Source organism: Candidatus Kryptonium thompsonii, from assembly GCF_001535985.1.
GTDB classification, from domain to species: domain Bacteria; phylum Bacteroidota; class Ignavibacteria; order Kryptoniales; family Kryptoniaceae; genus Kryptonium; species Kryptonium thompsonii.
The window spans coordinates 51,628-74,679 of record NZ_CZVS01000022.1; the positions used below are offsets into that span (position 1 = coordinate 51,628).

The window sequence follows — 23,052 nt, forward strand, 5'->3', positions numbered from 1 at the left end:
CATCAAGTATCAAATTTGTTTTCAATTTAAAGTTTCAAATATCAAGTGACATCTTTTCCTTTACAATTTTCTGTTGTCTTTCGATCTCTTCAACAATTTTAAAAGCAACCTCAAGCGAAAGCTTGCCATCCTCTGGGCTCACAACAGTTGGCTTGTCGTAGATAATCGAATCAATAAATGCCACAAGCTCCGCCTCAATTGGATTGACATCTTTTACCTTTGGCTGCTCGTAAATTATTTTTCTTTTCTTTGTTCCCTCTTCAATCTTACCTAGTAAAACCGTTGAAGTTGAACTCTCATCACTACTTTTATCTTCATCAACGAGTCTAAATATCTCCGTTATACCTTGAAGAAAGTCAATCGAAATATAAGCATCCTTTTGAAAGATTCGCATTTTTCTTTCGTTCTTCCTTGAGATCCTGCTTGCTGTAATATTTGCGGTGCAACCATTTTTAAACTGTATCCTTGCGTTTGCGATATCAATTGAATCGGAAATTACCTCAACTCCGCTCGCTCTTATTTCCTCAATTTCACTTTTAACGAGATTCAAAATTATATCAATATCGTGAATCATCAAGTCAAGCACCACCGCAACATCTGTTCCCCTCGGTTTAAACTGAGCAAGCCTATGTGTCTCAATAAAAACGGGGTTAATTTCATAATTTGAAATCGAAAGCAAAGCGGGATTAAATCTCTCGACATGTCCAACTTGCACTTTAAGATTCTTCTCTTTCGCAACTTTTATAATTTCATCTGCACCAGCCACATTATCTGTTATTGGTTTCTCAATAAAAGTATGGATTCCACGCATCAAGCAATGGAGAGCGATTTCTTTGTGCGTCGTCGTAGGTGTTGCTATAACAACAGCCTCAACATTATCAAGCAATTCATCAAGGGTAGAAAAATTCCTCACACCAATTTCATTTGAAATTTGCTTCGCCCTTTGCTCGTTTATATCATAGACACCAACAAAATTTGCCGTTGGAATTTTAGCGAGAATTTTTGCATGAATGCTACCAAGATAACCAACTCCTATAATCCCAATATTAACCTTTTCCATATCCTTATCCCTTAATTTTTGTAAATCCAATTATTCTATCAAATCCACCAAACTGTGGATCTTTGTAGTAAACGACGATGTAATAAGAATTACTTGTTCGCCAATCGTTCCCTTCAAGCTCAAGCCAATCAATCACAATAACCTCATCCTTTCCGTAATCATAATAACCGACAACATACTGATAATCATAAATTCCACGCTTAAGCCATTTCTTAACATAATAACAATTTCTCACAGGATCATATTTCAAAATATCCTCAGGTTTAGGCTTCCAATTATTAAAAGCACCAACAATAAAAATATCACCCTTGATTTTTTGCTCCGTTTCCCTATCAACCTCAAGTTGAAAGTTCACCTCAAGATACTCCGAGTACATCCCCTCCTCAACTATCCTACAACCACCATCCATATCTGGTTCACCCTGCCAAAATTTTCTAACTTTATCAACTCCGCCAATCGGCGTCACAGGATAACCGTTCGGATAAATTTTTTCGCTTCTCAAATCAATTTGCCTGTATTCATTTAAAGGATAAATATTCCAGATCTTAAAAATCCTTGAACTCGATGGAAAACCACTTACATAACTATATTTCTTTCTCTCAGCGAAATCAATCCGATATGGATAAAAAATTTTCCAATTTTCATAAATATCGACAGTTGTAACATAATACCAGCTCAGAGAATCAGGGATCTCGACTTCAACATCAATTTCATTTACATAATTTCGCAGATCCGCTTTGTCTCCAAGCAAAACCTTTCTTAAACTCGCATTTACATCTGTTAATTTGTCAACCAATATAAATCTCCCGCTCGCGTAGACAATTGTATCCGCTTTTACATTGTAAATCTCAAAGACATAATTTCCAGAATACGGAAACCTGACGACACCATTGGGATCGGGAAAAATGTTCTTAAAGTGAAAATTATAACCCTTTATCCCTTTCTCAGCTGTCGTATAATTTAGAGAAAGGGATTTGCTATGGAAAAAATCTTGAACAAATATATTTTCGGTTTTCCTCCAATTTCTATCACAGTGGTAAAAACGAATTCCTATATCTGGCAAAGTTGTGCTTTTCACATCAAACTCAATCACAATATAATCATTCGCTGTGTTTGGCTCACCATTCCAAAGTGTATCATATCGAACTATTATAGGCGGATAAATTTCGCTTTCGTAACTATAAACCCTCAAACCCTTAATTTCAATGTGATCTTGCGCAAATAAAAAATTGGCAAAAAATAAAAGCAAATAATACTTAAGCATATTTCCCATTCCATACTTTAATCATCCTTAACTTCCATGACTAAGTTGCAAAGCAATTCCCTAAGCTCGTCAACCGAGTAAACCACAAAGTCAGGATTTAGATTTATGACTTTATCTTTACCATAGGGATCCCACAAAGCGGAAATAATTTTAACGCCAGCTTCCCTCCCAGCACTAACATCGCTCACAGCATCACCAACGAGTATAGCCTCATCAGGTTTCAACCCAAGCGTATCAAGAATTTTCTTTATCCCCTCACCAAACGGTTTATGATATTTCACATCATCGCCAGTGATTACAATATCAAAAAAATGCTCAAGACCCAGTTTTCTTAAAGTGATTGAAGTCGTGATTTTACCCTTTCCTGTAAAGAGAGCAAGCTTTAAACCTTTGTGCTTCAAGAAGGAAAGTGTCTCTTTTATGCCAGGATATACTTTGGCTTTGTCATGATTTTTTTCGTAATACGAATAAAATTCATTAACCGCACTTTCAACATAAAAATCAATATTTTGAAGAACTTTGTTATCGCTCGAAAAAAGTTGAAGTAGTTTCCTAATTCCACCTTCCTCAGGTGGACCAAAGAATAATGAAGGTATCTCTTCGTTTGAAAATCTTCGACCAGTGTATTTTTCAGCTATGTAGTTAAAGCTTTCAAAAATCAATTCATTTGTTTGTGCAATTGTTCCATCAAGATCAAAAATTACACATTTTATCCCCAAAACAGTTTCACAATTTATTTTTAAACTGTTGTTTTCATAATTCCCTTGTGTCTTAACATTGCTCCGACTCCCTGATTTAAAGTGTTCGAATAAAAAATCGGATAGATATCCGCACCTTTTTCAATAGCGACATCGATGAGTTTAAAAATTATATTCGATTCACGGATGAGATTTGTTCCGCACTTTGGGCATTTATCTTCCTTCAACGCAAGGTAATTGCATGAAGGACAATATTTCCCTGCATAAGTAAAATCAAGATTAAAAACAAGCTTATTTACATTTGCCTCATTCAAAGCTCTTATCGTATCTTTAATTCCAAGAACAGCCATACCCGATGTTTCAGAATGCGCATGTGTCTCAAGTTGCTCAATCACTTTTTTCTCCTTTTCAATTTCAAGTTTCATCTGAAGCTCAAGTGATTTTCTCAAAACATCAGCCTCTTTTGCATCAACTGGCAAATTAAATGAGCCACCGTAAACCTTTTCAAGATATGGATGCAATTGTTCAACAAACAAGTTAACATCTTGTGGCTTCGCTCCGACCAGAAGAATATCGAATTTATCGCTTTGATAAATTTCAAGCAATCTATTCACAATTTTTTTGTAATGTTCGATTATTTTATTCGTCTGATACTCAACTGCCCTTGACTCATCAAATCCATGATATCCAGCAACCTTTATTCTTTTGGGTGTTTCATCGTAAATCTCATCTCTCAATGCTATCTCATTGCCGAAAACTTCAAAAATTCTTGCCTTGCGGTGGTCAAATATAACAGTGCAAATTTTATAAAGCTTCGAAAAAATTACAAATAAAGGACGAACATAGGGATTCTTATCGATGACAAATAAATTTGGTGGTGAAATGTTTAGCTCATAAACCTGCCAAAAGTTTTCCTTACTGCACGAAAATATAACAATCCCTTTTGTTTTCACTATGTCAAGATTTTGCGATATATATTGCTCCATTCTCTTTATATCTTGAAGGACATCATCCGTTGCTTCAGCCTTCTTTTCTTTAACAAGATCCTTAAATATAACTTCAATTTCCTTTTTTGAGAATTTGCTTCCATCGGTGTTAAGATAAAGCGATGATACAAGGCAGGATTTTGGTTGATAATTTTTTAACTCCTTTAACTGTTTTTCTGACCTGATCAGCATAAAGCCCCCTTTTAGTTTTAGTAGTATTTCCTTTTAACGAAGACAAACGATAGCAAAACACCTGAAACAAATCCACCAATATGAGCCCACCATGCGACGCCACCTGTAGTTGCGTAAGAAGCCACACCTAACGAAGCGACACCGTTAAAAAACTGAAGCAGAAACCATATCCCCAAAAAAACAAACGCCGAAACCTCAATAAAATCGAAGAAAAAGAAAATCGGAACCAAAGTTATAACTCTTGAATAAGGGAAAAGAACAAAATATGCACCTAAAACCCCTGATATTGCACCGCTTGCCCCAACCGCTGGGACTTCAGAATGTGGATTCGTGTAAACATGAGCGAGCCCTGCAAAGAAACCACAAAGCAGATAAAATAAGAGAAATCGAAAATGCCCCATTCTATCTTCAACATTATCGCCAAAAATCCAAAGGTATATCATATTTCCGATCAAGTGCATCCAACCACCATGCAAGAACATAGAAGTTAAAAATGAATAATACACCAGCAAAAAAGGTGCTCCAGCTTCTTTTAATTCAAAATATGTTGCAGGCACAACGCCGAAAAGATCAAAAAATTCAGATAAATTCTCGCCAAGCGTAAGCTCAAAAAGAAAGACCAAAACATTCAATATAATTAAAGTAACAGTGATAAATGGATAGGTTCGAGACGGTATTGTATCTTTAAGCGGTATCAATTTCCCTCCTCGTTTATTTTTAACTTTTCAGCTCTATCCTTTTATACAGAGATTTGATAATTGGCTCAAACCTTTTGGAAAAATTTTTGATGGGTATTATTTGCGCGTTCCTTTGATAATTTATAGGCAAGATTTAACAAGGTTATGGGATGCATAACTTTAATATTTGCACCAGCCTTTTTGAGCCCATATTCAATTTGAGCGTGACAACCCGGATTCGCCGTTAAAACAACCCCAGCGTTTGTTTCAAGAATATTTTTTATCTTTCTCTCAAGAATTTTCATCGAATCATCATACCTAAGTATGTTATAAATTCCTGCGCTTCCACAGCACCATGTTGATTCGTTCAACTCAACAAAGTTAATTCCAGGAATTGACTTTATTATCGCTCTTGGTTGCATCGTTATTTTTTGTGTATGCACAAGATGACAGGCATCGTGATAGGTTACATTTAAATTTATCTCCGCATCCGGTTTTTTAAAATCAATTTCGTATAGAAATTCATTGATGTCCTTTGCTATCCTGCTTATATGTTCAGCTTTGTCCCTTAGAGATTCATCTTCCTTAAACAGTTCTCCATATTCCTTCATAAAAGCCCCGCAACCAGCAGAATTTATAACTATCGCATCAAGATTATATTTTGAAAATTCAATTATATTTTTTCTCGCAAATTTTTTCGCCGTCTCAATATCCCCATAATGAGCCATAACAGAACCACAACAAACCTGCTTTTTGGGAATGTAAACCTCACACCCATTTTCAAGCAAAACTTCAACAGAATCGATGTTGATATCTGAATACATAACATTCATAAAGCAACCTGTTAAAAATCCAACTTTATACTTCGCATCACCGGTAGGTTTTAAAACTTCAGGCAAAATTTCACTTGAAAACTTATCTGAGATTTTCGGTGAAAGTTCCTCAATCTGCCTCAATCTTTCAGGGACTATTTTATCTAGCCTAACCTTTTTAAACACGCCATTTAAACTATTTTGATAAAGTCGCACTAAACTTGCAAAAAACTTAAAAATAGCAGGTAAGAAAACGAGCTTGAAAATAATTTTTTTAACTAACTTTTGTTTATCCTTACCGAGTTTAAAAATTTTCACCCTCGCTGATTCAACAAGTTTTCCGTATTGAACCCCAGCTGGACAAACGCTTTGACATGCCTGACAATCAAGACAGAAATACATCTCATCAACAAAATCATCTGTAGCCGGAAGATTACCGTCTTCAAATTCTTTTATAAGCCGAATCCTTCCTCTTGGCGAAGATTTTTCAAGAAGTGTCAAATTATAAGTTGGACAAACTGGAAGACACATACCACAATGCATACACTGAACGATAAGTTCAGATGGAATTCTCATATCTTCCATAGAAAAGTTTCCCTTTTTATTTTTTATTAAACCCACAGACCTTTGTATTTTTCAATTTCTTCCCTTGCCGTCGGAAGGCGTCCCTCACATCGTGGTTTTAGATCGAAAATCTTGCCAGCGTTCAAAATATTATTTGGATCAAGAACCCGTTTAATGTTTTTCATAAAATCGATGGCAGCGTTGCTGAACTGCTTTTCGAGAAATCTTTTTTTCGCAAGTCCAACCCCATGCTCACCTGTAATTGTTCCACCAAGTTTAATAGCGTAATCAAAAATTTCTTCAAAAGCCTGTTCAACTCTTTTCATCTCTTCCTTGTCCCTTTCATCCGTCAATGCCGTCGGATGAAGATTTCCATCACCGGCATGCCCAAAGTTCCCGATGATAATTTGGTATTTATTTGCTATCTGTTGAATTTTTTCCACCATCTCAGGTATAAAGCTTCTTGGAACGGTCGCATCTTCGAGTATCGTCGTCGGTTTAACACGAGCAAGTGCTGCAAATGCGGCACGCCTTGCGGTTTTTAAATTTAAGGCTTCGCTCTCGGATTTAGCAATTTTATAATCCGTTGCCCCATTTTTAATACAAATTTTCTCTATCTTTTCTGCCTCTTCTTCAACTTGAGCTGGATGTCCATCAACTTCGATTAAAAGTAAAGCCCCTGCGTTTACCGGCAACCCGAGATGGGCGTAATCTTCAACACATTTTATGGTCGTGTTATCAAGAAATTCAAGCGTTGCCGGCATAATATGGCTTGCAATTATATCCGCGACAGTCTTTCCCGCATCACTTAGCGAGTTAAAAAACGCTATCATCGTTTTATAAGATTGCGGCTTTGGGATAAGTTTCAATAAAATTTTGGTAAAAATCCCAAGCGTCCCTTCAGAACCAATTAAAACATCCTTCAAATTATATCCCGCGACATCTTTAACATTTTTACCACCGACATTTATTATCTCTCCAGTTGGAAGCACGACCTCAAGCCCAAGAACATAATTTTTTGTAACCCCATACTTTAACCCTCTCAAACCACCAGCGTTTTCAGCAACATTTCCGCCTATCGTTGAAATTGTCATGCTTCCTGGATCAGGTGGATAAAACAAACCGTACTTTTCAACCTCTTGATGAAGATGCGCAGTTATAACACCTGGTTCAACCAACGCCGTTAAATTTTCTCTATCAATCTCGAGAATTTTTCTCCATCTGTTCATCAACAAAACAATAGAATTAGGCAAAGGCACAACCCCACCGCTTAAACTGGTTCCAGAACCGCGCGGGACAACGATAAAATTTTCCTCATTTGCAAGTTTTAAAATTCGAGATATTTGCTCGGGAGTTTGTGGGATCACAATGGCATCCGGTAAGCTTGCAAATGTTGGCGTTGCGTCGTAAGAGTAAGCTATTCTGTTCTCTATCGATGTTAAAACATTTTCCCTTCCAACGATCTCTTCAAGTTGACGAATTATCTTGACATCCATAGTCGTTGATCTTTTTTTCTAAATTAAAGATAAGCAAGATAAATGCAAATGTCAAAAGTTTTATCCTTGGCTTGAGAACATATCAATAATTTGAGATGTTAAGATCAGCCCAGCTATCCCCCCAAGCCAAAGTGAAGATAAAACTTTTGCGGTTAAAACTTCTACCCCAAAGAATCTTTCATACAAGAATTCAAAAAGCGATGGAATTAAAGCAAGAACGAGTAAAAGATTTGCCTTATTAAGAAATTTCCTATTTATAACAATAGGTGCGATAAAAACACCAAATAAAACACCCAAATAAATTGAACTACACCTCGAACAAACAGCTAACTTTACACCATTGATGTGAAAACTTCTGGAGTCCATTTGATGGCACAATGGCTTGAAAAATAAATAAACCGCTTCTGAGAATTTATTCATCCCAAAGTTTGAAAAAATAACAGGAGATATAATTAGGAAATCAAAAACGATGACGCATAATAGCATAATCATATAAACTTTTATACCCTTCCTGTTAAGCTTCCCCATTATCAAGTAATTGAATTGCTTTTTCAATTTTATTACGCTCCCCCATTAAAACCACTAAATCCCCAACCTCAAACTTAAAATCAGCCGATGGATTTATAAAAATTTCTTCACCTCGCTTGACGATGAGAACCGTAACCCCAGTGCGACTTCTCAAAGCCATCTCACCAATTGATGTTTGTTTTGCCCTTGAGTTTGATTTAACCCAATAAGTCTCAAACTCAACACGCCTTAGATGCTCTGATAAATTTTTTGGAAGAGCCAAGTTTTGCACTAATTCATTAAAGGACACATCATCTCGCCTGAATAACTCATAGCTCCCCTCTTTTAACTTGCTTACATACTCTTTTGTTAAATTTATCGGAAATTTAAAATAACTTAAAACACGATTTGCAATTTCAACCGATATTTCAAATTCCTCAGGTATGACCTCATTTGCCCCTAATTTTCGGAGTTCTTCAACCTCAGCTACATATCTTGTTCTCACAATTATATAAATATTGCTGTTCAAAGAGCGAGCGATAGCAACTATTCTTTTGCTTGAAACAGGATCAGAAATCGTGATTATCATTAATTTTGCCTCTTCAATCCCAGCCTTCCTTAAAACATCAGGGCTTGTTGCATCGCCATGGAAAATAAGCTCCCCAACCTCTCGCATTTTCTTCACCGTTGAAATGTTAAGTTCAATAACTACATAAGGAATACCAATTCCCTTTAAAACTCGGGCGACACTTCTACCGTTTAACCCAAAACCAATTATTATAACATGCTCCCTTAGTTCGCTTTCTCTCTTAAGCCTTTCCCAACTCTCATCTTTAACTTTGATATAGTTCCCCACAAATGCAGCAAGATTATGAACATATGTAAACAAGATTGGCGATAGAACCATGGTTATAACAGCTGATGCAATAAAAAATTGATATATCCTATCATCAACCAACCCAAATTTCTTGCCAAGTAAAATCAAAACAAAAGAAAACTCGCTTATCGGAGCTAAGAGAATTCCAGAAATAAACGCAGTCTTAATGCCACCACCACTGATAAGAATTCCTAAAGATGTTCCAAGGATTTTTATCAATATTATTAAAAGTGAAATCAAAACAACGACTCTAAAATTCTCCATCAAAAAATTAACATTTAAAAGCATGCCGATTGAAACGAAAAATATCGCCATTAAACTTTCTCTAAACGGGATTATATCAGCAGTGACTTGGTGTGAATACTCTGATTCAGATATCAAAAGCCCAGCAACAAAGGCGCCAAAAGCAAGCGAAAAACCAAGCTCAGATACTATCAGCGCAACACTAAAACAGAGAAATAAAACCGAAATTATGAACAGATCTCGTATCCTTGACTTTGCTATCAAAAATAAAAGTGGTGGAACAAGCTTCCTTGAAGCCCAAACCACAAAAATCAATATCAAAGATGAATTGAGAAGTTTGACCAGAAAATTGATCGGATTAAAATTGCTACTTAGAAATAAAGGAATAAAAGGTGTTATAAAGATGGCGACCAAATCTTGAAATATCGTAATGCCAGTTGTAACTCTTCCATGTGAAGAGTCAATTTCACCACTATCAAACAAATATTTCAAAACTATAGCAGTGCTACTTAAAGCAGCTATCAAGCCTATAAAAATGGAAAGATTTAACTCAAAGAAGAGCAAAGACAAAATTGTGAATAAAAACACGGTCATAATAATCTGTGCTCCCCCAGCCACAAGCAAAAAGCGTCTCATCTCAAGCAATTTCGTCAGAGAAAGCCCCAATCCAAGAACAAAAAGAAGAAGGATCACCCCGACCTCAGCTAAAACTTGAACTACTTCAACCCTTTCAACAAGCTTGGCTCCATAAGGTCCAATTATAACTCCCGAGATTAAAAATCCGATTACAGGCGGTAACCTCACTTTGTGCAGAAGATAAACAACAAGGGCAGAGATACCAAAAATAAAAGCAAATATTTTCAAAAACTCAACGACATCCATCTTAAACTTTTATTTTCTTCAACAAATCTTCACCAGTTAAAAGCCTATACGCTTCGAGATATTTCTCGCTGGTTTTCTTAACGACTTCCTCAGGCAGTTCAGGCGCCGGCGGTTGCTTGTCCCAATTTAAAGATTCAAGATAATCACGGACATACTGCTTGTCAAACGACGGCTGGGATTTTCCCGGTTCATATTCAGAGAGTGGCCAAAATCGAGATGAATCAGGAGTTAAAACTTCATCAATTAAAATTAAATTATCATTTTCATCAAGCCCAAACTCAAACTTCGTATCGGCTATAATAATCCCTCTTTCTCGAGCGTATTTCTCAGCCTTAGCATAAATTTCCAAGCTTAAATCACGTACTTTTTCAGCAAGTTCTTTACCAATTAGATCAACAACTTTTTCAAATGTGATATTTTCATCATGACCGGTTTCAGCCTTCGTTGATGGGGTGAAAATTGGCTCATTAAGTTTATCAGATTCCCTTAATCCCTCGGGAAGTTTCACTCCGCAGACAGAACCACTTCTCTTGTAATCTTTCCAAGCTGAACCCGAGATATAACCCCTGACTATACATTCAACTGGAAGTGGTCTTGTTTTTTTAACAAGCATTGACCGATAAACAACCTGATCATAACTTTCCTTGAAAACCTCAGGAAACAAATTAACATCGTCCGTTATAAAATGGTTTTCCACAATATCCTTTAAAAACTTAAACCAAAAAACAGAAATTTGATTTAAAACATAACCTTTATAAGGGATTGGATTTGGAAGCACCACATCAAATGCTGAAATTCTATCCGTTGCAAGTATCAAAAGATAACCATCCACTTCGTAAATATCACGAACTTTCCCCCGTTTTATTAACTTAGCTTTCGGTATATTGCTTTGTGAAAGTGGTTTGTACATTATTTCACCTTATTTGTTTTAGTAACGAATGTAATGTTTCAAGAGATACTTGAAAATCCACTGAAAGCCATATCAATTTGTCATTTTTGGTGTAAACATAGTGAGATTGCCCCATCCCGAAAAGAAGAAATATATTTGTGTTTTGAACATTAACCTGATTATGCAAGAAAAATGGTGTGCTTCCATGCGCGATCTTGATTAACATTTGCTCAAGTTTTTGTTCCGCAATTTTAGAATCCTTGAATTTTGATATGTAGAGCACCGCTTTAAGTGTATCATGTGAATAAAAACCGATTTCATTTTTATCCCCAGCAACCATCCCACTCATGTGCAGCTGGTTTATCATTTCCTTAGCTTTTGCACCAACATAATACTTATCAAGATTCAACTTACCCAAAGAGTTCGGTATCATAGTGGGTTTATCTGAGCAGCCAAGCAAAATAAGTAAACCTAAAAAGATAAATTTTCTAAGCATAAAAAGACCAATTTATTTTAAGGTTAATTTTTCATCATTTGCATAAGCCTTTGAATTTCATCCCTAATCTCAGCAGCTCTTTCAAACTCAAGATCTTTTGCGGCTTTTATCATCTCACGCCTCAACTGCTCTATCAACTCCTTTCTTTGCTCTGGGGTCATGAATTTAAAACCTATATCAGTAACAATCGAGATACTTGTCCTTCTCTCTTTAATCTCATATTTTGGTTTAACATCTGCAACAATTGTCGTTGCAAGTATGTCTTCTAAACTCTTATAAACAGTCTGTGGTTTAATCCCGTGTTTTTCATTGTACTCCATTTGAATTTTTCTTCTTCTATTTGTCTCGTCGATCATCTTTTGCATTGATTTAGTAATTCTGTCTGCGTAAAGTATAACCTTGCCATTAACATTTCTTGCGGTTCTCCCGGCGATTTGAATAAGTGACCTCTCGGAGCGAAGGAAACCTTCTTTATCAGCATCAAGTATTGCCACAAGCGAGACTTCCGGTAAATCAAGTCCTTCCCTTAAAAGGTTAACCCCAACGAGCACATCAAAATCGCCAAGTCGCAAATCCCTTAAAATTTCAACCCTTTCAAGCGCATCAATATCAGAATGAATATATCTAACCTTTATTCCAATGCCCCGCAAAAACTCCGCAAGGTCTTCTGCCATTTGCTTAGTCAAAGTTGTAACCAAAACCCTTTCCTTTCTTTTAACTCTTTCTCTTATCTCGTGAATTAAATCGTCAATCTGATTCTTTGTTGGTTTAACAACTACCTCTGGATCCAAAAGCCCTGTCGGTCTTATTATCTGTTCGACCACAACGCCTTTGCACTTTTCAAGCTCGTAATCTCCAGGGGTTGCACTGACGAATATAACTTGATTTATTAAAGATTCAAACTCCTCAAATTTTAGGGGTCTATTATCAAGTGCTGATGGAAGCCTAAAACCATGCTCAACTAAGGTTTCCTTTCTTGATCTATCTCCATTATACATCCCACGAATTTGGGGTATTGTCACATGCGATTCATCAATGATCATCAAATAATCTTTGGGGAAGTAATCAATCAAAGTGAAAGGTCTTTCACCTGGCTTTCTCCCCGTAAGGTGCCTTGAGTAGTTTTCAATACCTTTACAATATCCTATCTCTCTCATCATTTCAATATCAAATCTGGTTCTGCTCTCAAGTCGCTGTGCCTCAAGAAATTTACCTTGTGCCCTTAACTCAGCTAATCTTTGTTCAAGTTCTTCCTCTATACTTTTAATTGCCCTCTCAAGCGTTGGTCTATCAGTTACAAAATATTTAGCAGGGTAAATCACAACCTCATCTGTTCTACCTATAACTTGCCCGGTCAGTTTATTGATATATGATATTCTTTCAATCACATCATCAAAAAATTCAATTCTTACTGCCTCCTCATTTTCATATGCCGGCAGAATTTCAACTACATCTCCCCTGACTCTGAAAGTCCCGCGCGTAAATTCAAAGTCGTTTCTCACATAGTGAATATCCATAAGTTTATATAAAAGTGAATTTCTGTCGATCCTATCACCGACCCTTATAGTAACGATTTGACGCAAGTATTCATCGGGGGAACCAATGTTATAAATACAACTCACAGATGCAACTATTATTACATCCCTTCTTCCCGAAAGCAACGCACTTGTAGCTTTCAAGCGAAGACGATCAATTTCATCGTTTATAGCTGCGTCTTTCTCAATATAAGTATCCGTCTCTGGGATATAAGCCTCGGGTTGATAGTAATCGTAATAGCTTATGAAAAATTCAACCAAATTTTCCGGAAAGAAAGATTTAAACTCGCCATAAAGTTGAGCTGCAAGAGTTTTATTGTGCGAGATCACAAGTGTGGGTTTATTTACATTTGCGATTACATGAGCAAGTGTAAATGTTTTACCGCTTCCCGTGACACCAAGAAGAGTTTGATACTTCTCACCGCGCAAAACTCCCTCGCTGAGTTCTTTTATTGCTTTGGGTTGATCTCCGGTCGGTTTGTATTTTGAAACAAGTTTAAATTTATCCATTTCCCAAGTTTATCTTCCGTGCAATGATTTCACTTCACCAATTGAATTTTAAAAACTTTAAATTATTTTTCAAAACTCGGTTTCAAATCAAATGCAAAACATTTGGGATAATTTCAGCCTTTGTATATCTTAATAACAAGAGCAAAAAATAAAACTAAAATCAGTTAATGACGGGCAAACTTTACATCGTTTCAACACCAATTGGAAACCTTGACGATATAACATTTAGAGCGGTTGAAGTGCTAAAAAGTGTTGATTTAATCGCATGCGAAGACACAAGGCGCACGCTTATCTTACTCGAGAAATTTAATCTTGCAAAAAAACTTGTAAGTTATTATAATTATAACGAGAGGCAAAGAGCTGAGGAATTAATCTCTCACCTTAAATCAGGAAAAAATATCGCTCTTGTTTCCGATTCGGGAACACCTGGTATATCCGATCCTGGATATATCCTGATCAAAAGAGCAATTGAGGAAGATATCCAAGTAATTCCAATACCTGGACCGACGGCATTCGTCAGTGCACTTGTTGTAAGCGGACTGCCTATGGACGAGTTCGTCTTCGTCGGTTTTTTGCCCCATAAAAAAGGAAGAAAGACAAAACTTCAAAAATTAGCTCAAGAAGAGAGAACAATAATTTTATACGAATCACCACACAGGCTTTTAAAGACGCTGAACGAAATTCTTGAGATCTTTGGAGATAGAGAAATAGCCGTAGCTAAAGAGTTAACAAAAGTTCATGAGGAAGTTTTCAGAGGTAAGGTATCTGAAGTTTTAAACAAGTTAACACCCGATAAAATAAAGGGTGAATTTGTAATCGTAATTTCGGGAAAATAAAAAGGAGGAGAGAGATGAAGAAATTCAACATATCTCGACATTTTGCCCAAATTGCACCTGTATATCGTCATGTTCGAACCCTTGATCCCGAACCAATTTTAGCAATACGAGATATCTTGGTACAACATAAAAAACTCAAAAAGCCAATAAAAATTGCAGACATAGGGGCTGGAACTGGGAGATACACAGAGCTTTTGATTAAAATTCTTAAACCCGAAAATATTAACGCTGCTTTATTAATTGATGTAAGTTTTGAAATGCTTTCAATGGCACAGTCATACCTCGCAGGTCGCAAGGCTTATTTTATAAATTCACCTGCTGAAAACTTGCCATTGAAAAGCCAAACGATTGAAGTGTTAACTGCTTTCAACGCCATCCATCATTTCGACTTCAAAAAATTTATTCGTGAAGCACAAAGGGTTTTAAAACCTGGGGGATTCCTTTTCATTTACACTAGAACGCAGGAACAAAATCGGAGATCGATCTGGGGTAAATTTTTCCCAAATTTTTCGGATAAAGAATATCGCTTGTTTTGGAAAGATGATCTGATCAAACGGCTCAAAAGATTAAAAAAATTTGAACTTGTAAGCTATACTGAATTTGAATATCCACGCATATCAACTATGGAAGAGCTTCTTAAAAAAGTATTTGCAAAACATTATTCTACTTTTTATCTTTACGACGATGAAGAGTATAAACAGGCAGTTAAACTTTTTAAACAAAATTTGCTCAAATATTATGATCCAGAACAGATAACCTATACTGACGAAAACACGCTTATTGCACTGAAAAAGAATTAACAAGAATACTTTATGTCCCCAAACCTAATACCCAGAAAAGTTGAGATTTTATACCTTAATTCAATAGAAAAAATCCTACGATTGGTCTCGCACTTAAACTTAAATCCAAATTTTTTAACAACACTTGCACTTATCATCAGTATACTTGCGGGATATTTTTTCGCAGTAGGCAAATTCATAATTGCTGGCATTTTAACTCTGTTAAGCGGAATATTTGATACCATTGATGGGAAAATCGCAAGATTAACTAATAGAGTGACCAAATTCGGAGCGCTTTATGATTCAACGCTTGATAGATATGCCGAGGTAATTATATTTTTCGGGATCGGAGTTTACTTGATAAAATACAACTTTTACATCACATCTGTTGCTGCTGTTTTTGCAATTGGTGGTTCAATGATGGTAAGCTATATAAGGGCAAGAGCAGAAGGGCTTGGTTTTGAGTGTAATGTTGGACTTATGAGAAGAGCTGAGAGAATAGTTTTGCTTGGATTTGGTTCAGTCTTTTACTTTCTCCATGATTACTTTGTAAGATTTTTCGATTATGTATTTGATAAATTTAATTTTGATTTTCCTGCTTATCCACCCATGCCCCTTTCAATCGCAATTTACATAATGGCTGTTTTAACAAATATAACTGCATATCAACGACTTCATTATGTATGGAAAAAATCAAAAGAGATTGAACTTTTCGAAAATCAAACTGAACTCATAACACAAAATAAGGAGGTGGGAAAATGATAAAGACAAAATCAGGTGCGGAAATAAAAGAACCTGTTGGAAAACTTGGGGTACTTTTACCTGGGCTTGGTGCCGTTGCAACTACTTTTATCGCAGGAACATTGCTCGTTCGCAAAGGATTGGCTTTACCGATTGGCTCACTTACGCAAATGGGAACGATTAGACTTGGTAAAAGAACCGAGAGAAGATTCCCCAAAATTAAGGAATTTGTCCCACTCGCTGACTTAAATGATCTTGTATTTGGTGGATGGGACATTTTCGAAGATAATGCGTATGAATCTGCGTTAAAAGCTGGCGTTTTAAGAAAAGAACATCTCGACCTTGTAAAAGACGAACTTGAACAAATTAGACCGATGAAAGCCGTCTTCGACAAAAAATATGTTAGAAAGCTCGATGGACCGAATGTAAAAAAAGCAAAGGATAAATTTGAACTTGCTCAAATGCTTAGAGAAGATATTAGAGAGTTTAAGCAGAAAAATAATTGTGATCGCCTCGTTATGATTTGGTGTGGCAGTACGGAAGTTTATATGGAACCTACCGAAGCACATCAAACCCTTGAAAAGTTCGAAGAAGCAATGAAGAGAAATGATGATGCAATAGCACCAAGCATGATCTATGCCTATGCTGCGATCGCTGAGGGTGTCCCATACGCAAACGGCGCACCTAATTTATCAGTTGATATACCAGCACTTATCCAATTTGCCAAAGAGATGAAAGTTCCAATTGCTGGAAAAGACTTCAAAACTGGACAAACACTTGTCAAAACAGTGATAGCTCCAATGCTCAAAGCAAGGATGCTTGGACTCACAGGCTGGTTCTCTGTTAATATACTTGGCAACCGCGATGGCGAAGTTTTAGACGACCCAGAATCTTTCAAGACAAAAGAAGTTAGTAAACTCGGTGTTCTTGAATATATTTTACAACCAGAACTCTACCCAGATTTATACGGGAACTACTATCACAAGGTGCGAATAAACTTTTATCCACCGCGTGGAGATGAAAAAGAGGCATGGGACAACATAGACATATTTGGATGGCTTGGCTACCCGATGCAAATCAAAATAAATTTCCTCTGTCGGGATTCAATCCTTGCTGCCCCAATAGTTCTCGATCTCGCACTATTTCTTGACCTTGCCCAGAGAAGCGGAATGAGTGGAATCCAAGAGTGGCTATCTTTTTACTTCAAAAGTCCAATGCACGCTCCAACTGTTTATCCAGAACATGATTTGTTTATACAACTTATGAAGCTTAAAAATCGATTACGCCATTTAATGGGAGAGGAACTTATAACACATCTCGGACTTGAATACTACGATTAAAAATTTGTTCATCTATTTGTCGTCCGAGCCCAATTCTCTTGAAAACTTTTTATAAAGCATATAGGTTATCACGAAAGAAAATGCGAAGATGAAAAATGGAATTACCAATCCCCATATAATCGTATCGATGCTCATTTTTTGAGCCCTTTTCTTTTCCTGTAAGAAATGTAAGCAAGGATTAAACCAAGAAACGAAACAAAGTAAGCTATCGTCATCCCTAAAACTACTGTTAAACCTTTTTCCATTTATTCTCTCCAGCTTACTATTTTTTCAAGATTTTCTATATACTCTCGTTGCTTCTTTTCGTATTCACTTGAAACTGCTTTTAATTTCGGATCTATTACCCAATGCATAACTCCAGTTAAAATTATACCAATTATAAGAAACACAAATCCCCATAGAAAAAGAAGCAAACTTAGCGCAACTCCAATCATCAAAAAAGCATATGCAAAGGGCGAGACAATAATAGCAATTACATCTTCACGAGTCCACTTATTTGCCTCCTCAGGAGTCCAATTTCTTCTTATAAAAGCCATGGGCAAAACACCATTTTTATTTTATCAAGCCTCTTTTTCTCGCTTCCTCTTCAACTGGCTTCCACCATCCGATCGGTCTTGTCATAACATAATACTTGACGAGATGTTCCATATCCTCTGGCTCTGTTAAAAGAGTTACAGGAATATAGACTAGCGCAGTTAAAAACATTAAGATCCAGAATTGCAAGTAATCGGGCAATTCAGGTATAACACCAAATGTAGGAAGAATCCAAACAACAAGCCACGAAAAGCCTAAATTTGCAATCCACGCAGAAAGATAACCCCATGAATTAAATCGCCACCAGACAACTTGCAAGATATTTGGGAGCCACATCCCAGCCCCCATTATCCATAAAGCGAAAATTAACCACTTCGTTATTTCCTCCATCATTGAACCATAAATAAATGAGCCAATCAAAAGAAAAAGAGTAGCAATTCTCCCCATCCATACAAGTTCTTTTTGACTCGCATCTGGTTTTACATAGTGATGATAAATGTCTCGTGTCAAATAAATAGAGCCAAGATTTAGATGAGTTGAAATTGTAGAAATGTGAATCGCAACTACTCCAGCAAACAAAAAACCAGTCATACCAGCGGGTAAATGTTCAAATGCAATCCTAAACCATGCCATTTCATACTCCTTTACATCGGTCAAAAATGGATTCATCACAAAAAAAGCAATTATAGCAACTGCCCAGATAGCATTTCTCATTAATGTCAATGCAGTTCCCCACCAAATACTATATGAAGCATCACGAACTGTTTTTGCTGACTGGATTCTTTGAGCTTCTGCATACCAATCAATACTTGTTCCCATCCCAAAACCACCAAGCACAGCGATAATTATCATTGTTATAAACCACGCAACTGGAAAATCCCCAGAGAAAAAGCCCGTAAAATGAAATGGATTTAAACGCCAAGATTCACCAAGTTCATATAACTTTTGAACAATTCCATAGGGACCGCCAGCTTCACGAACGCCCCATAGCGAGGCTATAACTATAACTAGAAAAGCAATTATTCCCTGTTGAAAGTCAGCCATTACAACACCCCAGTATCCAGCTGATAAAACATAAACTGCAGTTATAGAAGAAAAAAATACAAGCCCAACCCAGTTTTCCCATCCAAATAAATAATTACACAATTTCCCCATCGCCATTCCAACCCAGCCAAGGATAAACATATTAAGAAAAAATCCCCATCCAGCCATCCAACCTCGCAAAAGTTCAGATCCAAGCCCAGAATATCTCAAACTTTGCCATTCAGCCTGCGAATATGCAACCGATCTTCTAAAAATTCTCGCGGATACAAAAGCAGCGATTGCGCACCATGCGGAGAAAAAAGTATACCACAACCCGCGGAAACCATGTTTATAGATAACACCACTGACCCACATCGGCGTATCAGTTGCCGTATGCGTGGCATAAACACTCATTGCAGGAAGCCACCAAGGTAAGGATCTCCCAGCAAGAAAAAAATCTGCCTCAGATCTCTTACCAAGATTATAGAACAAAACCCCCGCCCCGGTCATTAAAATAAGGTAAAGAACAAGCCAGAAATAATCTAGGAAAGCAAATTTAACCATTTGCCCCTTGCATTTTTACTTTTTACTTTACTACACCCTTTGTCGCTTCGCTTATCCAAACCTTTTCAACCTTTACATCTCTCTTCAATTTTTCAGCAACTTCATTCGCACGTTCAATTGAATCAAAAAATCCAACGCGAACACGATACCAGCTTCCGCCTTTCCACTCAACAAATGCTCTTTCAACAAAAGCGTTATAGCCTTTACTTCTCAAATTACTTGCAAATGCATCTGCTAACTTTTTATCCTGGAACGAAGCGACCTGAATTATATAACTTCTCCCCTCCCTTGGAACTGGCTTGCTAACCTTGGGAGGCTTAACAGTAACAGATGGTTCTGGCTTTTTTCCTTCAATCGTCGCAGGTGTTTCTGGCGTCGGCTTAAGCTCCGGTGGTGTTGCCACAATAACCTCCTCTGGCTGTTTAAACTCCACTTTGCCAGCTTCTTTACCTTTACCCCACAGATGAATGTAACCATATTGATTCAACAAGAATACAACCCCACCAATAAAAATTAAAAACACCACCAGAAGAAACACCCAAAAGCCTGTTCTCTTCTGATTTTCCTCTTCATATTCAAATGCCATTGCTGGTACCTCCTTTTTTTGTGTATCGTCAAAAATTTTTTTCACCTCGCCTTTCTCTTGAGGCTGCTTGGATTCCTCTGTTAAATTAAATTCAGGCATCGCTACCTCCTCAAAGTTAATTTTTACTTTTTCCAATTCCCCAATATCCTTATCCCAATCCACCTCGGCAACATCAACCCTTTGAAAAACATCGAAAATCGGAACCTCAATATCTATCGTTTCAACTTTTCCTTCTGATATCGGTTTCTCAGGTAAAGTCAAATAATCTTCAGATTGCATCTTCAAAGTTTGAATTGGTTCAACGATAGGTTCATACTCACCGAAAACAATTCCAGATTTTATACCATTTGCTTTTTTCTCTGCCTCAAAAAATGTGAGCTTAAATTCATCGGTTTCCTTCTCTTCAACAACAGGTGGTTGCACTTTAACAACAACCGATTTCAAGTTTCTATATCTTATATTGATTTTATCGGCAAAAATTTTCGCTGGTAGAAAGCTAACCACAACCTTGGAAGGAATAACCCTTTCAAGTCCAGTTTTAGGATCAAAAACTCTTTTCCCCTTTCTAATTTTCCTTTTAAACTCACCGAAACCCGAAATTCTAATATTCTGCCCCGATTTTATAGCTTTCGCAAATCTTGCAATAAATTTGTCGTAAAACAGTCTCGCCTCGTCATATGAGATATTCGCACGCTTTGAAAGCAAATTTAAAAATTCGCTTTTATCCATGAAAAACTATCGGTTGTTAATTATATTAATTATCGACTTGCTCGGCTTAAAATGCGGGTAATCCCTCGGCGGCAAAATCAACTCTTCACCAGTTTTGGGATTGCGCCCCTTTCTACTCGCTCTATGTTTCACCGTGAAAACCCCAAACTTAAACAAGTTCAATTTCCCTTCCTTCATCAAAATTTCAGATACCAAATTAAAAAAAGAATCAACAACCCTTTCGGTTTTTGATGCACTCCATTTCAAATCTTGCGCAAGCGATTTTACCAATTCACTTTTATTCATCCAAAACCCAATTTTGTTTAAAACCTATACTCAATCCCACCAATGAAAACCATATTGGGCTCAAGATAATTATGCCAATTATAAAATTTTTGAGATAACAAATTATCAAAATTCAGGAAAACCTTGAAATTTTTAAAAACCTCATATTCCGCTCCAAGATTCACAAGCACAAATCCCTTAAGTTCATCTCCATTAAAGTTATAAACTCTACTACTAATTAAATCAATTTCCAGATTAATTACAAGTCCAAAAGCGAAACGATATTTATACCCAAGATTTGCCGAAAAACTCGGATAATATGGGACCGGTTTCTTGCTTTTTGCATTGTATGATGAATTTAAAATAACGCCAAAAACAAGCTCATTGCCCCGATAATTTAAATAACCCGAGCTCTTTAATTCAATAAATTGAGTCCGTTCAAACTCAACTGAGTAAAATCCATCCTTATCCTCGTCAACATAGATTGGGAAATTTTTAAATACTTTAAAATTTAACCCCGCATCAACCCCGAAATTGCTCAACCCATACTTCACCCCAAAACTAAGATTAAAATATTCCTCAGGATGTACAATTTTTAGATTTTTCGTCAGGAATCTATTTACACTCAGGTAATTTGAAACTGTCAAATTTAAAACCTCTGGTGAAAAAAATGCGTAAACCTGCGTCTTCTTGCCAGCAAGATATTTGAATGAAACATCAGGGTAAATCCTAAATCTGTTTACTGAATCAAAATTTTGAAATGAAAATAACTTAACCCCAAAATCAAGAAGATAATTCCCATTAATTTCAAAAAATTCAAGCAAATTCCCAGCAAATATACCAAGCTTAAGATATCTCGCTGGCAAAGGTGTATAATCAACGCCAAGTCTCAATTTTAAAAAATCAACCCTATGTCTATAGTTAAAGCTCAAATCAAATCGTTTCTCCCTTCCACCAAAATTTGAATTTTCATAGTTTGCTATTGTATCAAGCAATGTAAAAATTGAATAATTAAGTCCCAAGCTGTAATCGAAAACATTTCTATACGGTGACTCAATGTAAAGCCCAAGATCGAATTTATTCATATTTCTATGAAAACTCGGCGAAACAGAACCATAAAAGCCAAAACTATAAGTTGAGTAATTTACCGCCGTTGAAATTTTTGCACCCCCAAGCCAATCCAAAATTTTATCTTTAATTTTGGGGAGATAAAGACCAGCATTAACAGAAAATTGATTCCTCACATAATCTGCGTTTTCGATGAACCCTTGGCTTGAACGATGATAAAAATTTGAACTGATCGAAAAAATTTTCGAGACATTGCCTTGAAGTATACCATCAAAGTAAGTTGTCAAGTACCTCCCAACGCCAGCTTTAAATTTGGCAATCGGATTTTTTTCAAAAAATTTTACATAACCATCTTTGATGTTTTTAACAGGAACATCAGGTGTAAATTTTTCAGCGGATGAAATTTGGTATAGATTTAAATCAACTTTAGGCAAATTAACATCGGTAATTTCAACTTTTTGTCCAATTTCAACTTCAATCGTCTCTCGCCCTGTTATCACAAATTCAGGAAGGACAAATTCATTTTTCGGTTCACCAAATCTTGTCGTATCAATTCTAAATTCTCTTTCCCCTGGCTTTGATTCTTGAGATAAGACATTCAAACAAACAAAAAATGAAATCGCAATGATAATTTTTTTCATGTCGTGAAGAAATTTATTTTGAAGCGCCCTTTATCTGTGGCTTCGTTTGACCACGGTGGCATGTATAGCAATCAACTACTTGAGCACCCTCCCAATTTATGAAATCGCGGTTTATTGTCATCACCATCTTAAGCATCGTTCTGGCTTTTCTTTTCGTCTCCTTTACATCGCTTGAGTAATTGTTAACATCATGGCAATAGTTACATTTAACTCCAAGAGCGTCGGAAATTCCCTCCATAATTTTTTGAAGTTGCTCCTT

At 36.5% G+C, this 23,052-nt stretch carries 23 protein-coding genes; 4 read left to right on the forward strand and 19 right to left on the reverse strand.

All coding sequences use genetic code 11. From position 1 onward, the window contains the following. Window positions 1-34: 34 nt before the first annotated feature. The 12 genes from AWW78_RS04040 to uvrB all read right to left on the reverse strand — a co-directional run bounded on the left by AWW78_RS04040 (window position 35) and on the right by uvrB (window position 13,688). Window positions 35-1,060, reverse strand: coding sequence for a Gfo/Idh/MocA family protein (locus tag AWW78_RS04040; RefSeq protein ID WP_047133254.1), 1,026 nt, complete (start codon window positions 1,058-1,060; stop codon window positions 35-37). Window positions 1,061-1,064: 4 nt separating this feature from the next. Further along, window positions 1,065-2,324, reverse strand: coding sequence for a type IX secretion system plug protein (locus AWW78_RS04045; protein ID WP_047133255.1), 1,260 nt, complete (start codon window positions 2,322-2,324; stop codon window positions 1,065-1,067). 17 nt (window positions 2,325-2,341) lie between these two features. After that, window positions 2,342-3,043, reverse strand: coding sequence for an HAD family hydrolase (locus AWW78_RS04050; RefSeq protein ID WP_047133256.1), 702 nt, complete (start codon window positions 3,041-3,043; stop codon window positions 2,342-2,344). A 20-nt stretch (window positions 3,044-3,063) separates the two neighbouring features. Next, window positions 3,064-4,200 (reverse strand): baeRF10 domain-containing protein, encoded by a 1,137-nt coding sequence (locus AWW78_RS04055; protein WP_047133257.1) that lies wholly within the window; start codon window positions 4,198-4,200, stop codon window positions 3,064-3,066. Window positions 4,201-4,217: 17 nt separating this feature from the next. Then, window positions 4,218-4,898, reverse strand: coding sequence for a rhomboid family intramembrane serine protease (locus AWW78_RS04060; protein WP_047133258.1), 681 nt, complete (start codon window positions 4,896-4,898; stop codon window positions 4,218-4,220). 65 nt (window positions 4,899-4,963) lie between these two features. After that, window positions 4,964-6,274 (reverse strand): (Fe-S)-binding protein, encoded by a 1,311-nt coding sequence (locus AWW78_RS04065; RefSeq protein ID WP_075458793.1) that lies wholly within the window; start codon window positions 6,272-6,274, stop codon window positions 4,964-4,966. A 26-nt stretch (window positions 6,275-6,300) separates the two neighbouring features. After that, complete coding sequence (gene glcD / locus AWW78_RS04070) at window positions 6,301-7,749, reverse strand: glycolate oxidase subunit GlcD (protein WP_047133260.1); 1,449 nt, start codon at window positions 7,747-7,749, stop codon at window positions 6,301-6,303. A gap of 60 nt (window positions 7,750-7,809) precedes the next feature. Next, complete coding sequence (locus tag AWW78_RS04075; RefSeq protein ID WP_075436095.1) at window positions 7,810-8,304, reverse strand: DUF2085 domain-containing protein; 495 nt, start codon at window positions 8,302-8,304, stop codon at window positions 7,810-7,812. Next, the gene (locus AWW78_RS04080) at window positions 8,264-10,258 is read right to left on the reverse strand and encodes a monovalent cation:proton antiporter family protein (protein WP_047133261.1); all 1,995 of its coding nucleotides are present in this window, start codon (window positions 10,256-10,258) and stop codon (window positions 8,264-8,266) included. Before AWW78_RS04080 ends, AWW78_RS04075 begins: the two co-directional genes overlap by 41 nt. Window position 10,259: 1 nt before the next feature. Next, window positions 10,260-11,168 carry a phosphoribosylaminoimidazolesuccinocarboxamide synthase gene (locus AWW78_RS04085; RefSeq protein WP_047133262.1) on the reverse strand — a complete coding sequence of 303 codons (909 nt, stop codon included), beginning with the start codon at window positions 11,166-11,168 and terminating at the stop codon, window positions 10,260-10,262. Window positions 11,169-11,172: 4 nt separating this feature from the next. Further along, window positions 11,173-11,643, reverse strand: a complete 471-nt coding sequence (locus AWW78_RS04090; protein ID WP_047133263.1) for a hypothetical protein — start codon at window positions 11,641-11,643, stop codon at window positions 11,173-11,175. 23 nt (window positions 11,644-11,666) lie between these two features. Continuing rightward, window positions 11,667-13,688 carry an excinuclease ABC subunit UvrB gene (gene uvrB / locus AWW78_RS04095; RefSeq protein ID WP_047133264.1) on the reverse strand — a complete coding sequence of 674 codons (2,022 nt, stop codon included), beginning with the start codon at window positions 13,686-13,688 and terminating at the stop codon, window positions 11,667-11,669. 167 nt (window positions 13,689-13,855) lie between these two features. Here uvrB and rsmI point away from each other — a divergent pair, with 167 nt between their 5' ends. The 4 genes from rsmI to AWW78_RS04115 are packed head-to-tail and all read left to right on the forward strand — an operon-like array spanning window position 13,856 to window position 17,384. Next, window positions 13,856-14,524 (forward strand): 16S rRNA (cytidine(1402)-2'-O)-methyltransferase, encoded by a 669-nt coding sequence (gene rsmI / locus AWW78_RS04100; RefSeq protein ID WP_047133265.1) that lies wholly within the window; start codon window positions 13,856-13,858, stop codon window positions 14,522-14,524. Between the two features lie 14 nt (window positions 14,525-14,538). Further along, the gene (locus tag AWW78_RS04105; RefSeq protein WP_047133266.1) at window positions 14,539-15,324 is read left to right on the forward strand and encodes a class I SAM-dependent methyltransferase; all 786 of its coding nucleotides are present in this window, start codon (window positions 14,539-14,541) and stop codon (window positions 15,322-15,324) included. Window positions 15,325-15,336: 12 nt separating this feature from the next. Continuing rightward, a complete protein-coding gene (locus AWW78_RS04110) occupies window positions 15,337-16,065 on the forward strand; it encodes a CDP-alcohol phosphatidyltransferase family protein (protein ID WP_047133267.1) in 729 nt (242 codons plus the stop codon). Beyond that, complete coding sequence (locus AWW78_RS04115; protein ID WP_047133268.1) at window positions 16,062-17,384, forward strand: inositol-3-phosphate synthase; 1,323 nt, start codon at window positions 16,062-16,064, stop codon at window positions 17,382-17,384. Before AWW78_RS04110 ends, AWW78_RS04115 begins: the two co-directional genes overlap by 4 nt. Window positions 17,385-17,396: 12 nt before the next feature. Here AWW78_RS04115 and AWW78_RS10845 read toward each other — a convergent pair whose 3' ends face one another. From AWW78_RS10845 to AWW78_RS04145, 7 genes are all read right to left on the reverse strand, one after another. Continuing rightward, window positions 17,397-17,519, reverse strand: coding sequence for a hypothetical protein (locus AWW78_RS10845; protein ID WP_255301233.1), 123 nt, complete (start codon window positions 17,517-17,519; stop codon window positions 17,397-17,399). A 110-nt stretch (window positions 17,520-17,629) separates the two neighbouring features. Next, window positions 17,630-17,920 (reverse strand): hypothetical protein, encoded by a 291-nt coding sequence (locus AWW78_RS04120; RefSeq protein WP_047133269.1) that lies wholly within the window; start codon window positions 17,918-17,920, stop codon window positions 17,630-17,632. A 16-nt stretch (window positions 17,921-17,936) separates the two neighbouring features. Then, entirely contained in the window at window positions 17,937-19,505 is a 1,569-nt protein-coding gene (locus AWW78_RS04125; protein ID WP_047133270.1) for a sodium:solute symporter family protein, read from the reverse strand. A gap of 22 nt (window positions 19,506-19,527) precedes the next feature. Next, on the reverse strand, window positions 19,528-20,820 hold the full coding sequence (locus tag AWW78_RS04130; protein WP_047133271.1) for an HU family DNA-binding protein: 1,293 nt from the start codon (window positions 20,818-20,820) through the stop codon (window positions 19,528-19,530). 6 nt (window positions 20,821-20,826) lie between these two features. Further along, complete coding sequence (locus AWW78_RS04135) at window positions 20,827-21,105, reverse strand: HU family DNA-binding protein (protein ID WP_047133272.1); 279 nt, start codon at window positions 21,103-21,105, stop codon at window positions 20,827-20,829. Window positions 21,106-21,122: 17 nt separating this feature from the next. Continuing rightward, window positions 21,123-22,793, reverse strand: a complete 1,671-nt coding sequence (locus tag AWW78_RS04140) for a TonB-dependent receptor domain-containing protein (RefSeq protein WP_047133273.1) — start codon at window positions 22,791-22,793, stop codon at window positions 21,123-21,125. Between the two features lie 13 nt (window positions 22,794-22,806). After that, on the reverse strand, window positions 22,807-23,052 hold a 246-nt coding region (locus AWW78_RS04145), incomplete at its 5' end, for a c-type cytochrome (RefSeq protein WP_047133280.1).

Excerpts from the sequence above, each read along its gene's own strand:
- AWW78_RS04040 (WP_047133254.1), bottom strand. The coding sequence starts at position 1,060 with ATGGAAAAGGTTAATATTGGGATTATAGGAGTTGGTTATCTTGGTAGC.
- AWW78_RS04045 (WP_047133255.1), bottom strand. The coding sequence starts at position 2,324 with ATGCTTAAGTATTATTTGCTTTTATTTTTTGCCAATTTTTTATTTGCG.
- AWW78_RS04055 (WP_047133257.1), bottom strand. The coding sequence starts at position 4,200 with ATGCTGATCAGGTCAGAAAAACAGTTAAAGGAGTTAAAAAATTATCAA.
- AWW78_RS04065 (WP_075458793.1), bottom strand. The coding sequence starts at position 6,274 with ATGGAAGATATGAGAATTCCATCTGAACTTATCGTTCAGTGTATGCAT.
- glcD (WP_047133260.1), bottom strand. The coding sequence starts at position 7,749 with ATGGATGTCAAGATAATTCGTCAACTTGAAGAGATCGTTGGAAGGGAA.
- AWW78_RS04080 (WP_047133261.1), bottom strand. The coding sequence starts at position 10,258 with ATGGATGTCGTTGAGTTTTTGAAAATATTTGCTTTTATTTTTGGTATC.
- AWW78_RS04085 (WP_047133262.1), bottom strand. The coding sequence starts at position 11,168 with ATGTACAAACCACTTTCACAAAGCAATATACCGAAAGCTAAGTTAATA.
- AWW78_RS04090 (WP_047133263.1), bottom strand. The coding sequence starts at position 11,643 with ATGCTTAGAAAATTTATCTTTTTAGGTTTACTTATTTTGCTTGGCTGC.
- uvrB (WP_047133264.1), bottom strand. The coding sequence starts at position 13,688 with ATGGATAAATTTAAACTTGTTTCAAAATACAAACCGACCGGAGATCAA.
- rsmI (WP_047133265.1), top strand. The coding sequence starts at position 13,856 with ATGACGGGCAAACTTTACATCGTTTCAACACCAATTGGAAACCTTGAC.
- AWW78_RS04105 (WP_047133266.1), top strand. The coding sequence starts at position 14,539 with ATGAAGAAATTCAACATATCTCGACATTTTGCCCAAATTGCACCTGTA.
- AWW78_RS04110 (WP_047133267.1), top strand. The coding sequence starts at position 15,337 with ATGTCCCCAAACCTAATACCCAGAAAAGTTGAGATTTTATACCTTAAT.
- AWW78_RS04115 (WP_047133268.1), top strand. The coding sequence starts at position 16,062 with ATGATAAAGACAAAATCAGGTGCGGAAATAAAAGAACCTGTTGGAAAA.
- AWW78_RS10845 (WP_255301233.1), bottom strand. The coding sequence starts at position 17,519 with ATGAGCATCGATACGATTATATGGGGATTGGTAATTCCATTTTTCATC.
- AWW78_RS04120 (WP_047133269.1), bottom strand. The coding sequence starts at position 17,920 with ATGGCTTTTATAAGAAGAAATTGGACTCCTGAGGAGGCAAATAAGTGG.
- AWW78_RS04125 (WP_047133270.1), bottom strand. The coding sequence starts at position 19,505 with ATGGTTAAATTTGCTTTCCTAGATTATTTCTGGCTTGTTCTTTACCTT.
- AWW78_RS04130 (WP_047133271.1), bottom strand. The coding sequence starts at position 20,820 with ATGGATAAAAGCGAATTTTTAAATTTGCTTTCAAAGCGTGCGAATATC.
- AWW78_RS04135 (WP_047133272.1), bottom strand. The coding sequence starts at position 21,105 with ATGAATAAAAGTGAATTGGTAAAATCGCTTGCGCAAGATTTGAAATGG.
- AWW78_RS04140 (WP_047133273.1), bottom strand. The coding sequence starts at position 22,793 with ATGAAAAAAATTATCATTGCGATTTCATTTTTTGTTTGTTTGAATGTC.